At 54.5% G+C, this 15,190-nt stretch carries 11 protein-coding genes; 6 read left to right on the top strand and 5 right to left on the bottom strand.

Annotation, left to right across the window (positions count from 1 at the left end):
* Window positions 1-286: 286 nt before the first annotated feature.
* The 6 genes from tsaE (at window position 287) to HK25_RS08705 (ending at window position 10,631) form a co-directional block, all read left to right on the top strand.
* A complete protein-coding gene (tsaE, locus tag HK25_RS08730; protein WP_086635955.1) occupies window positions 287-757 on the top strand; it encodes a tRNA (adenosine(37)-N6)-threonylcarbamoyltransferase complex ATPase subunit type 1 TsaE in 471 nt (156 codons plus the stop codon).
* Window positions 758-760: 3 nt separating this feature from the next.
* The gene (gene addB, locus HK25_RS08725; protein WP_086635954.1) at window positions 761-3,904 is read left to right on the top strand and encodes a double-strand break repair protein AddB; all 3,144 of its coding nucleotides are present in this window, start codon (window positions 761-763) and stop codon (window positions 3,902-3,904) included.
* Window positions 3,901-7,467 (top strand): double-strand break repair helicase AddA, encoded by a 3,567-nt coding sequence (addA, locus tag HK25_RS08720; RefSeq protein ID WP_086635953.1) that lies wholly within the window; start codon window positions 3,901-3,903, stop codon window positions 7,465-7,467. The genes addB and addA overlap by 4 nt, the downstream gene beginning before the upstream one ends.
* A 252-nt stretch (window positions 7,468-7,719) precedes the next feature.
* On the top strand, window positions 7,720-8,046 hold the full coding sequence (trxA, locus tag HK25_RS08715; RefSeq protein ID WP_086553825.1) for a thioredoxin TrxA: 327 nt from the start codon (window positions 7,720-7,722) through the stop codon (window positions 8,044-8,046).
* A gap of 297 nt (window positions 8,047-8,343) precedes the next feature.
* Window positions 8,344-9,279, top strand: coding sequence for an acetyl-CoA carboxylase, carboxyltransferase subunit beta (accD, locus tag HK25_RS08710; RefSeq protein WP_086553826.1), 936 nt, complete (start codon window positions 8,344-8,346; stop codon window positions 9,277-9,279).
* Window positions 9,280-9,323: 44 nt separating this feature from the next.
* Window positions 9,324-10,631 (top strand): folylpolyglutamate synthase/dihydrofolate synthase family protein, encoded by a 1,308-nt coding sequence (locus HK25_RS08705; protein ID WP_086635952.1) that lies wholly within the window; start codon window positions 9,324-9,326, stop codon window positions 10,629-10,631.
* A 64-nt stretch (window positions 10,632-10,695) separates the two neighbouring features.
* Here the strand turns inward: HK25_RS08705 and HK25_RS08700 are convergent, their stop codons facing one another.
* From HK25_RS08700 to HK25_RS08680, 5 genes are all read right to left on the bottom strand, one after another.
* Window positions 10,696-11,787: a glycosyltransferase family 4 protein gene (locus HK25_RS08700; protein ID WP_233127761.1), complete on the bottom strand. Its 1,092-nt coding sequence runs from the start codon at window positions 11,785-11,787 to the stop codon at window positions 10,696-10,698.
* A 21-nt stretch (window positions 11,788-11,808) separates the two neighbouring features.
* Complete coding sequence (locus HK25_RS08695) at window positions 11,809-12,480, bottom strand: glutathione S-transferase family protein (protein ID WP_086553828.1); 672 nt, start codon at window positions 12,478-12,480, stop codon at window positions 11,809-11,811.
* Between the two features lie 12 nt (window positions 12,481-12,492).
* Window positions 12,493-13,575 carry a tRNA 2-thiouridine(34) synthase MnmA gene (mnmA, locus tag HK25_RS08690; RefSeq protein WP_086553829.1) on the bottom strand — a complete coding sequence of 361 codons (1,083 nt, stop codon included), beginning with the start codon at window positions 13,573-13,575 and terminating at the stop codon, window positions 12,493-12,495.
* 36 nt (window positions 13,576-13,611) lie between these two features.
* A complete protein-coding gene (locus HK25_RS08685) occupies window positions 13,612-13,926 on the bottom strand; it encodes a ferredoxin family 2Fe-2S iron-sulfur cluster binding protein (protein ID WP_086553830.1) in 315 nt (104 codons plus the stop codon).
* Between the two features lie 66 nt (window positions 13,927-13,992).
* Window positions 13,993-15,159, bottom strand: coding sequence for a cysteine desulfurase family protein (locus tag HK25_RS08680; RefSeq protein WP_086635951.1), 1,167 nt, complete (start codon window positions 15,157-15,159; stop codon window positions 13,993-13,995).
* Window positions 15,160-15,190 lie beyond the last annotated feature (31 nt).

Raw genomic sequence — 15,190 nt, 5'->3', positions numbered from 1 at the left:
ATTATTAAGTATTTAATTATTTTACTTTAATTTGATATTTAATGGTATTTTAATATGATTATTATTTTATTAAAACAATATCTATTGTACATTTTTCTTTAGATAATTCAGTGGGTTCACATTGTATGTGCGTAGTTAGCAGGGGGTATAATTTTACCTTTGTTATTGGTAATATGCTCATTTTAATATTATATTTTAGTAAATTGTGTAATTGCTGTGTGCCTTGCAATATCTTCTTAGATATCAGACCTTAAAACAGAAGACTGTCAGAGAAAGCGATTGCAGAATGAGTGCTCAGACTGGCCTTATTACTCTTGGCGATGAAAATGCTACCGGCCGTCTGGCGTGCATTCTGGCTGCTCAGGCACGCCCAGGCGACGCTCTTTTACTGTCTGGTCCACTCGGCGCCGGAAAAAGTGTGTTCTCCAGAGCGTTTTTGCGGGCTGCCTGCCGTGATGAGGCGCTTGAGGTGCCGAGTCCTACCTACACTCTTGTTCAGGCCTATCAGGCCCCTGATTATGTTGTGTCGCATTTTGATCTCTGGCGACTGGGGAGCGCTGATGAGCTTGAAGAGCTCGGCTGGGATGATGCGCGTGAGGGTGTTGTTCTTGTCGAGTGGCCCGATAAGCTTGAAGAGTTTCTGCCAGATAATGCCTTGCATCTGACGTTGTCTGTTCAGGCTGACGGTACGCGAATGGTGTCTGTGCAGGGGTGGGAAGAGCGTCTTTCTCCAGGCTGGCACAGGGCAGGAGGCTGAAACATGGTGCAGGGGAATGTGTCAGGTCAGGCGCGGCTGGCAACGGTTCCGGCGCATCTGCCCTTTCTTGATCAGGTAGCATTACGCTGGTTGCACACTGCGCAGTGGGACCCTGAAAAAATGGGAGAGGGCACTATCGTGCTGCCCGGTCGTCGTGCTGCCCGTGGGCTGACAGAAGCTTTTATGCGTCATATGGACGGCAAGCCGATGTTGCTGCCACGTATTTTGCCAGTTAGTGCGCTTGATGAGGCAGAACTTGGTTTGTCTGGCGGTGTTGGCGGCGGCGAGGGGCTTCTTCTTCCTCCGGCTGTTGATGGCATGACACGCCTCACGGTTCTGACACGTCTTATTTTGCAGGCTGATCAGGCTTTTGGCACCCGCCCGTTGCTTGATCAGGCCTGGCCGCTCGCAAAAGCCCTGGCCGAGCTGATGGATGAAGCTGAGTGGGCTGATGTTAACCTGACTGAGCGCCTGCCGGATGCCGTGCAGGAGGGTTTTGCCGAGCACTGGCAGAAGATACTGCAATTTCTCGATATTGTTACGGCTGCCTGGCCTGCATGGTTGCAGGCGCAGGGGGTTATGAACCCGGTTGCCCGTCAGGTTGCTTTGCTGCGTGCACAGGCGGCATTATGGCGAAAAAAAGCAGCGGCTGATGAGCAGACGCCTTTATGGGCAGCGGGCTTTACAAATATTATGCCCGCAACAGCTGAGGCGTTGCAGGCTATTCTCGCCAGCCCTCAGGGGCGTGTGGTTGTGTCTGGCCTTGATACAGATATGCCTGATGAAATTTTTGCGACCTTACCTGATAGCCACCCGCAGGCCGGGCTGAGTTGTCTGCTGAAAGATCTGGAGGTCAGGCGGAGTGATGTGCAGATCTGGCAGGGTGAGGGAGGGTATCCTGAACGAACGCAGACTCTGGCCCGTGCGCTGTTACCTGCCGCAGCTCTGGAGGACTGGGTTAAGCCTGGACCATCAGCTTTACAGCAGGTTGTTCGTCTTGAAACAGCCGGGCAGCAGGAGGAAGCAGTCGCTGTCGCCATGATTATGCGTGACGTTGTTGCTCAGCCCGGCAAACGTGCCGCCCTTATCACGCCAGACCGCGCTCTGGCTGCCCGTGTCGTGACGGAGCTGAGCAGATGGGGTATTCTGGCGGATGACAGTGCCGGGGCGTCTCTTATCGGTACACCGGGCGGCGTGCTTTTGCGTCACATTGCCCGCCTGGTTGAGAGCCGCTATTCCCCCGTGGCGCTTCTGACACTTCTCAAGCACCCTCTGGTTGCCTGCGGTCTTCCGCCCGGGGTGTGTCGCGCATCGGCCCGTTTACTCGAGCGTTCTGTGCTGCGCGGGCCCGCACCTCCTCCCGGTTTTGCAGCTTTGCGCCATGCTGTTGAGGTCTCCGTTGCTGACTGGGAGCGTAAGGAGCAAAAAGCTGGCAAAATCAGTGCCGGTAATGATGCCGACCGTCCCTTTGGTCCCGAACCTCTGCTGAAATTTATGGATCGGCTGGCCCGTTGTCTTGAACCTGTTATGGCCTGGCCGGACGAAAATGCGGAAGAAACACAGTCTGATGGCCCTGCGCCTGCTCCTTCCTACGGGTTTAAGGCATCTGTTCCTGACCTGCTGACAGCTCTGGTGCAAACAGTGGAGCGTCTGGTCGCAACGGACACGGAGGAGGCCCCCCAGCGTTTGTGGCGCGGAGAGGAAGGAAATCTTCTGGCGCGTAAGCTCACAGATCTGATTATGGCGAGTGATATTTTGCCGCATCAGCCTCCGGCTGTGCTTGACGGTCTGTTGTGTGCCGTGCTGGCCGAAGAGCGTGTTGCCAGTCGTTACGGGGGTGACCCTGCAGCGTTGCATCCGCGTGTGCTGATATGGGGTTTGTTTGAAGCGCGTTTGCAAACGGCTGATACAGTCATTCTGGGCAGCCTGGTGGAAGGGGTCTGGCCCCCTGTGCCTGATGCCGGCCCGTGGATGAGCCGTCCGATGCGACAAAAAGCTGGCCTGCCTTCACCTGAGCAGGAAATCGGGCAGGCGGCACATGACTTTTTCTCCTGTGTTGCTGCGGGGGGAGAGGTAATTTTATCCTGTCCCCGGCGGCGTGAAGGCGTGCCGGTTGTTCCTGCTCGCTGGCTCACCAGGCTGAATGCGTTTCTGGCAGGGCGTCAGATGCACCTGCCTTTTCACCCGGCGGCCCGCTGGCTCGAAGCACTTGATCAGCCCGAAGGTGCTGCTCGCCCTGTGCGTCCACCCGAGCCAAAGCCACCTGTTGCATTGCGCCCGCGTCGTCTGAGTGTGACAGAAATTGAGACATGGAACCGTGACCCTTATGCTATTTATGCCCGCCATGTTCTGAAGCTGGACGTGTTGCCTGAGCTTGAAGAGGCTGCCGATGCTTCAGATTATGGTGTCATTGTGCATGCTGCTCTTGAGCAATGGTTCAGAAAATATGGGGTATCCTGGCCTGTAAACGCTGAAGCCGGGCTTAAGGCGATTTTTCGTGATGTGTTGTATGCGCATATTTTGCGCCCGGCGTTGCGCGCCTGGTGGGAGCCGCGTCTGATGCGTATTGCCTCCTGGGTGGTGCAGGCTGAGGAAGCTCGCCGTGAAGCGGAGGGGAACCCGCAGCGCATCAGTACAGAGCTGCGTGGTAAGGTTGTCATCCCTGATGCGCCGGCCGGTGCTTTCTCGCTCGTGGGGCGTGCTGACCGTATTGACCTTGATGCGCAGGGCCGGGTGCTGGTGAGTGATTATAAAACCGGTACACTTCCAACTAAAAATGAGGTGTTGTCAGGCTGGAGCCCTCAGCTCCCCCTTGAGGCAGCAATGGTGCTGCGCGGTGGTTTTTCTGGTTTTGCACTGGAAGCTGATAAGGCCTCTCCTGAAATAGGCGGGCTGGTGTACTGGCAGCTGACCGGTGGTGCCGAGCCAGGCAAAGAAGTTCTGGTTACAGCCCCTAAAGATGAGTCTCTGACAGATGTTGCTGAGCAGATATGGGAAAAACTGCGTGAGCGCGTTTTTGCCTATGATGACCCTGAACAGCCTTATCTCTCGCACCCGCACCCGGGTAAGGAACCACGTTTTGCTGATTATGCCCGCCTGGCCAGAGTGCCGGAATGGGGGGTTGCCAGCCTGGATGAAGAAGAATGAGTGGCTCTTATAGTATCGCAGAGGTTATCGCTCAGGCAAATGCCCAGCAGGGGCTGGCCTCTGACCCGGCGGCTTCAGTCTTTGTGTCTGCTTCTGCAGGGAGTGGTAAAACAAAACTACTGATCGACCGCCTGTTGCGTCTCATGTTGCCGCGCGAGCTGGAGACTGGTGAGATCGTACCTGGTAGCCCTCCTGCCCGTATTTTGTGCCTGACTTTCACCAGGGCTGCGGCGGCTGAAATGGCTATTCGTCTGCAGCATCGTCTCGGGCAGTGGGTCACGTATTCTGACGAGGCTCTTAATAAAGACCTTGCCGCTCTTTTTGTGCCGTGCACACAGCAGACACGTCAGCAGGCCCGTGCGTTATTTGCTGAGGTGCTTGACCTGCCTGGTGGAATGCGCATTGGCACCATTCATGCGTTTTGCCAGTCGCTGCTCAGGTCGTTTCCGCTCGAAGCCGCGATGAACCCTTATTTTACCGTCCTGGAGGAGACTGATGCCGCCCTGGCGCTGAACGGATGTGTGGAAACTGTGCTGAGTGGACAGAATACCGCCCTGCTTGCCCCGCTGGCCGGAATTATGCGCGCAACAGATTTTGTCGGGCTGGCAGCGTCTTTACGCCGGGATGAAAAAAGCAAAAATCTTTTTCAGTGGGTCTCAAAAAATCCTGACGGTATCCGGTCTGTTTTTGCACGGGTTTTGCGGCTGCCGCCTGAGGCTGTGCAGGGTTCTGATACCGATCAGCTGGAAAAAGCCTGCACCGGTTTTGCCGGTGAAGAAAACCTGCGCTCTTTTCTTGGTGTTTTGTCTGAGGAGGGTACAGAGGCTGTCAGACGTAATACTGTGCAGCTGCTTGACTGGCTTTCACTTTCTGCCAGGCAGAGGGCAGAGCAGTGGGATGTATGGCGTAATGGTTTTCTGACCAGGCAAAATAAGCCGCGTAGTACCGGGCTGATTACGAAAAAGCTGAGTGAAAAATATCCGCAGCAGGCTGAATATCTGTTGCGTGAGGCAGAGCGTATCCTCGCTGTTGATGATGTTATGCTCGGCCGTGAGCTGGTGTCGCTGGGGGCGGCTCTCGTGCAGATGGTCGCTCCGGTTTCTGCCCTTTATACCGAGCGTAAAACCCGTCGTGGACTGGTTGAATATGAAGACCTGATTCATAACACATTGCAGTTGCTGCGTGAGCCCGGCGCCGCATGGGTTATGTATAAGCTTGATGGTGGTATCGACCATCTTCTGCTTGATGAGGTACAGGACACCTCAGCTGAGCAATGGCGTATAGCCGGTGATCTGACAGAGGAGTTTTTTGCAGGTCAGGGCGCGCGTGAGGAGGAGGCTGGCCCGCGTACCGTGTTTGCCGTGGGGGATTATAAACAGTCAATTTATGGGTTTCAGGGGGCTGACCCCGAATCTTTTCGTACCTGGCGTGAGCGGTTTCAGCAGCGGGCTGAAGGAGCAGGACAAACCTGGTATGACCCGGCACTGACGGTTTCTTTTCGTTCAACCTTGCCGGTATTAAAGCTGGTTGACGCTGTTTTTTCTGTGCCAGAGGCTGCTCGTGGCGTGGTTGATGAGGGTGCGCCTCCCATGCAGCATCTGAGCGCCCGGGTGGGGCAGCCTGGGCGTGTGGAGTTATGGCCGCTGACTGAATCCGTGCGTGAAGATGAGGATGAGGTCACCACCCCCTGGGATAAGGTGGACAGAAATACGACACGCCAGAACGCCCGGCAGAAGCTGGCTGATACCCTGGCTCGTCATATTGCTCATGAGCTGGCATCTCCCCCCGCGCCAGGTGAAGAACCTCTGACACCAGGGGATATTCTTATTCTTGTCCCGCGCCGTTCGCCTTTTGTGACAGCACTGATCCGCGCACTGAAAATTCAGAACATTCCGGTCATGACCCTGGTGAGTACAGGACTGGCTGATCAGCTGGCGGTGCAGGACCTTGTTGCGCTGTGTTCGGCGCTGCTTTTGCCGCAGGATGATCTGACGCTGGCATGTGTGCTGACATCTCCTCTTGGCGGTGTGTCAGATGACAGCCTGATGGCTCTGGCTACCGGGCGTAAACCGGGGGAGCCTTTATGGTCTGCCCTGCGTGAGCGCCATGCGCAAAGACCAGACTGGTCACGGGCATGGGCGTTACTCGACAGCCTTTTTCACCGGGTTGATTATCTGACACCGCATGAGCTGCTGTCTGAAGCGCTCGGTCGTGGCGGAGGGCGGGCGCGTCTGCTTGCACGCCTGGGGCCTGAAGCGGCTGAAGCGATTGACGAGCTGCTCTCTGCGGCCCTGCGTTATCAGGAGATGCACCCGCCGTCCTTACAGGGCTTTGTGTTCTGGATTCAGAATTCGCAGGAGAGTGTTAAGCGCATTGCTGAGGCCGGTAGTCAGTCCGTCAGGGTAATGACGGCACATGGTGCGAAAGGGTTACAGGCGCGCCTGGTGATTTTGCCTGATACTGTGAGTAAGCCACGTTATGAAGAGCGGGTTTTGTGGAGCAAAGACAAGCAGACAGGTGTCGATGTGCCGCTTTATGTGCCGCGTAGTGCTCTCTCTACAACTGTGACTCGGTCATTGCGCGCCCGTGCTCAGGCTAAGGCCATTGAGGAATATAACCGCCTTTTATATGTGGCACTGACCCGTGCGGCTGAGAGGCTGATTGTCTGTGGCTGGATGCCTGCACATTCCGTCCCTGCTGAAAGCTGGTATGAGCGGTGTCGCCAGGGGTTTGAAGCTGCCGGAGCCATTTCTCTCCCCTGTGAAACAGGCGACCAGGGCGGTGAAATGCTTGTGATAGAAGAGAACAGAGCAAAGGGTCAGGAAGATTCTTCAGCTGTCGTTTCCGTTCCCCCCTCTCTGCCGCACAAAGCTGAGGCTCCGGTTTTGCCTGGCTGGATGGGCAGTGCCCCTGACTGGAAGCCAGTTTTGCCTGAGGCAGAATCAGCTTTGTCACGACCATTAGCACCCAGCCGTCCTGATGATGTCATGCTGGGGCCGTTGCCAGCGACAACCTCGCCTCTGGATATCACTGGTATTACTCCCGCACAGGCGCGTGAGGCTGCTTTTGCCCGTGGGCGATTAGTACATTCTTTACTGCAGTATCTGCCTGAGCATCCGCAGGAGCAGTGGATGGCTCTGGCGATGAAATGGCTGAAGCGTCCTGTTGCAGCCGGCGGGCAGCCGGATGAGGCCGATACGCTTGCTCGTCAGGTGATAGAGGTGCTGTCTATGCCGGAGCTTGCCCCTTTATTTTCCGGGCAGGCCCGTGTTGAGCAGAGGCTTGCCGGTGTGGCCGGTGGTCAGGTGATTGTAGGGCAGGTGGACCGGATGTGTGTCTTGCCTGACCGTGTTTTGCTGTGTGATTTTAAAAGTGGCCGGCATGTTCCACGTTCTGTTTCAGCGGTGCCTGTGTTGTATCTGCGGCAGATGGCAGCTTACCGGCTTTTGTTGCAGGGGCTTTACCCTGACCGGCCGGTGACCTGTGTCCTTGTCTGGACAGAAGGTCCGCGTGCTGATGTTCTGCCAGACGAACTACTTGATGAGAATATTATTTATAAGTAAAATTTTTTATAACGAATTACGGGATTAAATTTTATTTTATAGTGTGGGATGTTATTATTTGAATAGTTATTTTCTTTTATAATTTTTGCAGGACTGCATGGAAGTATTTTATTTTTCTGGCGGAAGTGTGTGCGGGACGTGAGCACCTTGAACCTTGCCTTAAGCATCCCTAGTGTTAATGAGATGTGAAACTGAAAGTTCAGAATGCTCTGTCTTTTACAGGGCATGGGCGGGGACATACGGGAGAAGATTATGAGCGAACATACTGTTGCAGTGAACGATTCTGATTTTGCCACAAACGTGCTTGGCGCTTCAGGTCTGGTTCTGGTCGATTTCTGGGCTGAATGGTGCGGCCCCTGTAAAATGATTGGTCCGGCTCTTGAGGAAATTGGCAAAGAATATGCCGGTAAAGTCACCGTTGCCAAAATTAATATTGATGAAAACCCTGAAACTCCAACGAACTATGGCGTTCGCAGCATTCCGACACTGATGCTGGTACGCGACGGGAAAGTTGTTGAGACTAAAGTTGGTGCTTTGCCAAAAAGCCAGCTTAAGGCATGGGTTGAAGGCGCTCTCTGAGCAGATTGCTCTTTGCTGAAAGGCTGAGGGTAGTGTTAGCAAACAGGAGGCAGGCAGTTTGTACATGCCTTCTGTTTTGCTTTACCTCTCAGAAGTAAAGATGCTACGATCAGCCCTCTGACGTAGCCTGCAAGACGAAGAATTTTTAAGACAGATTAACGCTGGATCCTGCCGGTGTAACCGGTTTTTTGCCTTCAAAAGCTTGGCAGGGGAGCATAAACGGCGTAATGCTGCGCGCCTGATCTGGTGTACCAGACGAATCATTTAATTTTCACTTTTAAAGTTGCAAGGGTCAATATGAGCTGGATCACTGAATACGTCCGTCCTAAAATTCGTGGCCTTTTGCGACGTGAAGTGCCGGATAATCTGTGGACCAACTGTGACTCCTGCAGCCAGATGATTTTGAGTAAAGAGCTGCACAAAAATTATAATGTGTGTCCGCACTGTGGTCATCATATGAAGGTTCTGGTTGCTGATCGTTTTGCCTGGACATTTGATAACGGAGAGAGCGCACGTATTGATCTGCCTTCTGCTCCGGTTGATCCGCTCGGTTTTCGTGATCAGAAGCGCTATACTGACCGCCTGAAAGATGCCCGTGCCAAAAGCCAGGTTGATGAGTCTTTTGTTGCCGCGCATGGTTTAATTGGTGGTCACCCGGCGGTTGTAGCCGTGATGGCGTTTGAGTTTATGGCAGGCACAATGGGTGCAGCTTTTGGTGAACGTTTTGTCGCCGCTGCCCGCCTGGCTATTTTACAAAAATCTCCTCTGGTTATTTTTACGGCTTCAGGTGGTGCCCGTATGCAGGAGGGTGCACTGAGCCTGATGCAGATGCCCCGTACAACAATTGGCGTGCAGATGCTCAGAGAGGCCGGTCTACCTTATATTGTTGTGATGACAAACCCCACAACAGGTGGTGTGACGGCTTCGTTTGCTATGCTGGGTGATGTGCAGATTGGTGAGCCAAATGCGTTGATTGGCTTTGCTGGTCCCCGCGTTATTCAGGACACGGTACGTGAGAAACTGCCCGAAGGTTTCCAGCGTTCAGAATATCTTGTCGAACATGGTATGCTTGATATGGTGGTGGCGCGTCACGAGATGCGCGAAACACTGGGACGTATCATTGGCATGCTGATGCGTCAGCCTCCGGTCAGTGTAGCTAAAGACGAAGGTCCGTCAGAAGCTGTGCCGCCGGCTGCTGTTGCAGAAAGTGCAGATGTTGCTCCCTCAGAGTGAGTGAGACAGACAAAACTGTGACTTCTTCTTCGTCAACATCGTCTATGGCCGAATTTACAGGCCGCACGGGCGTTATTCTTGAGCGGTTAAATCGTCTGTATCCGGCCCTGATTGATTTATCGCTGGGCCGGCTTGAGCATCTTTTGCAAAAGCTGGGCAACCCGCAGGATCATTTGCCGCCGGTTATTCATGTTGCGGGCACTAATGGTAAAGGCAGCACCTGCGCGACTCTGCGTGCTATTGGTGAGGCTGCCGGGTGGCGCGTGCATGTTATGACTTCGCCTCATCTGGTGCATGTTACGGAGCGTTTTCGCGTAGCCGGGCAGCTGGTCGATGAGACGGTGCTGACAGACGTGCTTGAAGAAATTGAGCGCGTCAATGAAGGTGCTCCTATTACGGTTTTTGAGGTTCTGACAGCCGCTGGTTTTCTGTTGTTCTCACGCACACCGGCTGACCTGGCTATTATCGAGGTCGGGCTGGGCGGGCGCTGTGATGCGACTAATGTGCTCAAAAAGCCGGCAGCCTGTATTGTGACTTCGGTCTCAATGGATCATGAAGCCTTCCTGGGGAATTCTCTTGCTGCGATTGCGGCAGAAAAAGCAGGTATTTTTAAACCTGGTGTGCCTGCGGTTACAGGTGCACAACCTGACGAAGTGCGCCTTGTGCTTGAGGCTGAAGCATTACGGACGGGAGCCTCTCTCAATCGTCGTGGTGTCGAGTGGCAGATTGGCGTATCTCCCTGCCAGACTTCTCTTATTTACTCTGATGCGCAGGGAGAGGTTGTTTTACCACTGCCTTCTCTTGCTGGTGCCTGGCAGGTTGAAAATACAGGTCTGGCAGTTGCTGCGCTGCGCGCTACGGGTCTTACTTTGCCTGAAAAAGCCTGGCAGGGTGTAGGGCAGGTTTTCTGGCCTGCGCGTATGCAGCGTCTTATAGGGCAGCTGGCGCAGCATGTTCCGGATGACTGGGAGGTCTGGCTTGATGGCGGGCATAACCCTGGTGCAGGTCATGCTTTGGCAAAAACACTGCAAAACTGGGATGACAGGCCACTGCATATTCTGGTGGGCATGAAGCAGACGAAGGATGCTACCGGATTCCTGAAGCCTGTTCTGCCTTACGCTACAACTCTCTGGGCTATCCAGGAGCCGGCACAGCATCTGGCATTACCTGTGGCTGACATTATTGCTGCGTCAGGTGGCAAGGCACGTTCAGGACCCGAGCTGGTGCAGGCGCTGGAGGCCTTAAAAGCTGAGGCAGCAGAAGGGCAGAAGCCTGCCCGTGTGCTTATTTGTGGCAGCCTGTACCTGGCTGGTGTGGCCTTAACCCAGGATGGGTGGTCTCCCGAAAGCTGACGTGTGAGCTTTATATTGTGCAGGTCAGGGCGGGCCTGCACAATGAAGAGTATCAGCAGAGTACTTACTGACTGTGTAAAATACTCTGATGTAGCTTTGCGCGCTGCTGCTTTATAGCTGTGACATCAAATGTGCGGGCTCGTTTGAGAGCTGCCTCTCCCATACTCTGACGTAACCGGGCGTCATCTGTCAGGCGCAGCAGGCATTGTGTCAGGCTGCTTACGTCATCAGGGTTGCAGTATAACCCTGCCTCACCGACAACAGCTGGCAGGCTGCCTCTGTCTGAGACAATCAGAGCAGCACCGCTGGCCATAGCCTCGAGTGCCGCCATGCCAAAGGGTTCAGCCCATCGGCTGGGCACAACAACAATGGCCGCACGGGCCATAGCTGTGAGCACCTCGTCATGAGGTTTATAGCCCGGAAGTGAGACGCCTGCCGCTTTCGCCTGCGGCCTGAGCCGGGCAAGGAAAGGGGTTTCTGGCGAGTCGGGGCCAAAACGATCGGCTCCGATAATCTCAGCGCGCCAGTCAGGGCGTATTAAAAGAGTGTCGCGACAGGCTGCGACAAAAGTATCAACACCTTTATCTGCGACCACGCGCCCCGCGAATAAAATGAGTTTATCCCGCACAGGCGGGCGGGGTGGCATGTCTGCTATAGCAATACTGTTTGGTAAGATGCTGACAGAAGCCGTGACATTCTCACTCAGAAATCGATTCCTGATCCATTCAGAGACAGCTACAACCTGTAGAGTGCGGGCCAGCTTAGTGCGCTCTTCAGTTGTACGGGTACACCGCATAAAGCAGGGGTCATTGTGTAAAAGGAGCATAACCGGCACGGACGGGCATAATTTGCGTAAGAGCAAGGCCAGGTCAGGACGATTGTGAACCTCGAGCAGGTCCGGCTTCAGTTTTTTTACAGCGCGGGCGACGGCAACAGCATAGCGTCGGGTCAGACTGTAAGGGCGAAAAGCTGGTGTAACAGGAACAAAATGAATCCCAGGAAAAGCCGCGCCGAGCGGGGGCTGTCCAATAATAGTTTCTGTCTGTGTGGCCATTCGTCGCACCAGTAGTGCGATAGCACCGGCTTCTCCCGCTGCAAAACGCTCTGAGGGCGGGAGAACCGTTATAACATGTAAAGCATCAGCTCCGTGCGGCACAGATCCGGCCTTTATCGCCAGTCAGTCGATCTGCTCATAACGATCAAGCTGCCATTCTTTGGGTTCGCGGGCGGCTTCATCATACCATTGCTGCATCAGCGGGTGCTGTCTGACGGCCTGCATATAGGCTTTGGAGGTTTCTGACAGTTCCGTCACACCATAAGACAGAAAGCGGGAGATAACAGGGGCAAACATCGCATCGGCAATACCAAACTGTGCGCCAAACAGATAAGGGCCACTCTGACCATGCTGGTTACGGCACTGTGTCCATATCTGATCAATGCGGGTTACGTCTTTAATCAGCTCTTCATCTGGTGGTGTGCTGAGTTTTTTATCGTGCCGGCCGAGGTTCATCGGTAAAGATGAGCGCACACCTTTAAAGCCCGAATGCATTTCGGCACTGACTGAGCGGGCCAGCGCACGGGCTGCCCGGTTTGCCGGCCAGAGAGAAGGTTCAGCTTCAGCGCAGTATTCTGCGATGGAGAGGGAATCCCAGACCTGAATACCATTATGCTCAAGATAGGGTACGCAGCCATTGGGTGACAGGCTTTTGAGGGCAATTGTCTGCCCCCCGCCTTTCAGGGGGACGACCTCGATATCGACAGAGAGCCCGGCCAGTTTTACGACCAGCCACCCCCGCAGTGACCAGGAGGAGTAGCGCTGTGTACCAATAACCAGACGTCCCTGTGTCATCTCTTTTTTCCTTCAGGCAGCAGATTCGGTTTCTGTGCGGCAGATAAACCCGCCACCAAGAATACGTGTTCCCTGGTAGAATACGCAGGCCTGGCCCGGGGCGGGCATAGCAGGTTCTTCAAGCTGTACCAGAGCGCCCTGAGGTACAGGCCTGATACGTGCGGCCCGGGGCACTTCGCGTGCGCGCATCTGCACAGCACATTCAATGCCCTCAGGTGGTGCATCAACCAGCCAGTTTACATCTCTGACAAGCAGAGATTCGACATAAGAGTGTGCACGCGGGCCAATAATAACGCGGCGTTTGCCGGGCTCTACGCCCACGACCATCTGCCGCTGCCCGTCAAGCCAGGCGGCATTGCCCAGTCTTTTGCTCTGGCCAACGGTAAAACGCATAACGCCATCATGTTCACCAACGATTTTGCCCTGGCTGTCAACAATTTCACCGGGGCCAGCCATTTCCGGGCGCATACGTTCAACCAGATCAACGTAGGAGCCGTCATTGACAAAGCACAGGTCCTGGCTGTCAGGCTTGCCGGCAACAACCAGGCCATAGCGTTCAGCCTCAGCTCTCACTGCGGCTTTATCGGGCATGTCACCCAGCGGGAAGCGCAGAAAATCAAGCTGATCACGGGTGGTTGCAAATAAAAACCATGACTGATCACGTGCACTGTCTACCGGGCGGTGCAGCTCAGCCCCGTGGGGGCCTTCAACACGACGTACATAATGGCCGGTTGCCATTGCCTCAGCACCAATGTCACGGGCCAGGCCAAGCAGATCAGTAAACTTTACACCCTGGTTACACGCAACGCAGGGCACAGGTGTCTCACCCGCTGCATAGGCATCAGCAAAGCGACCGATTACACTATCCTGGAATCGTTTTTCCGCATCAATGACGTAATGTGCAAAACCAAGCCGGTCAGCAACTGCACGGGCGTCACGAATGTCCTGACCGGCACAGCATGCGCCTTTTTTGGCCGCGCTGCGGGCATCGTAAAGCTGCAGGGTCGCACCCACGACCTCGTGCCCTTCTGCCTGAAGCCGGGCAGCAACGACTGAGCTGTCCACCCCTCCCGACATTGCCACAAGAATACGCACTGGCTGCGCCCTCCTTTTGCTTAAAATTAAAATGCCTCAGGATTTGCGAGGCAGACGAACAACCAGCCCGTCGAGCTCGTCTGTCATAACAATCTGGCACCCCAGACGAGAGGTTTTTTCGAGTCCGAAAGCCAGATCAAGCATATCTTCTTCGTCATCAGTTGGTGTGCTGAGTTTTGCGGCCCAGTCGGGGTCAACAATCACGTGGCATGTTGCGCAGGCCAGTGATCCTTCGCAGGCTCCCTCAAGATCAATATCATGTTTATGTGCAATTTCCAGCACAGAAAGACCAACCGGTGCATCAACTTTGTGCTCAGTTCCGTCCTGTTCGATAAACATCATATGGGGCATTTGTTTTAGTGTCCTGCCAGTATTTTGTTGCTACGCGCTGTCACTCTGACGCGTTATGATTACACTTCAGATACGCTTGTGCGTACCTGTTTTGTGGGTAGCCTGTGCCAGTAGCCTGATGGCATTTTCCACCTCGGCTGTTGAGGTAAAGCGTCCGGGGGAGAGACGCAAGCTTCTTCCCGCTTCTTCATGTGTTAAACCCATGGCTTCAAGCACGTAAGAAGGGGCCAGATCTGCTGATGAGCAGGCTGAGCCGAGAGAGGCTTCGACTCCTGTTGCGGTTTCCAAGACATGCAGCGCACTGATGCCGGGGGGGAGCCGGACGCTGAAAATACCGGGCAGACGTGGTGCTGCTTCAGCGTTGAGCTGTGCCTCAGGTAGTAATGAGGCAAAGGTTTTCATTGCGACAGTATGTAAATGTGAGAGATGTGCCGCGTCCTGCTCCTGGCGGTGCAGGGCAATGCGGCAGGCCTCTCCAAAGCCAGCCAGTAAAAAACCAGGCAACGTGCCTGAGCGCATGCCGCGTTCCTGTCCGCCACCTGAAAAAAGCGGCATAATCCGTACACGCGGCCTGCGCCTTACATAAAGTGCCCCTGCGCCTTTGGGGCCGTAGATTTTATGTGAGGAGAGTGATGCCAGAGACAGACCATATTTGTTAACATCAAAGGAAATTTTTCCGGCTGTTTGTGCAAGGTCAGCGTGAAGAAGTGCGCCCGCCTGTTTTACCAGAGGGGCCAGGGTAGCGTAGTCATGCAGTACCCCGGTTTCATTATTGGCACCCATCAGTGAGACGAGAGCTGTGGGGACCTCCAGAGCGCGGGCCAGCGTGTCAGGGGCCAGGCGGCCGTCAGTGCCAACTGGCAGAATAACAGGTTCAAACCCCTCAGCGGCCAGATCAAGCACACTTTCAATGACACATTTATGCTCAGTGGCAGCTGTAATAATACGCTTTCGCGGGTTTTTCTGTGAGGCCAGATAGCGAGCGGCCCCTTTAATGGCCATATTATTGGCTTCTGTCGCACCAGACGTAAAAATAATTTCTCTGGTGTCGGCACCAATCAGACGTGCAACATGCTGCCGGGCCTCTTCAACCAGGGTGGAGGCACGTCTGCCGCTTTCATGCAGGGTGCTGTGGGGGTTGCCGTTGTCATGTAGCAATGCTGCCTGCATGACGTCCATCACGCCTGGGTCACATGGCGTTGTGGCAGCATGATCAAGATAGAGGGCTGCCATTTTGTTTCCTTACGGTTTTACTCGTGTTCCT

The organism is Acetobacter sp. DsW_059 (assembly GCF_002153695.1).
Classification (GTDB): domain Bacteria; phylum Pseudomonadota; class Alphaproteobacteria; order Acetobacterales; family Acetobacteraceae; genus Acetobacter; species Acetobacter thailandicus.
This window is presented reverse-complemented; position numbering and strand designations above follow the sequence as displayed.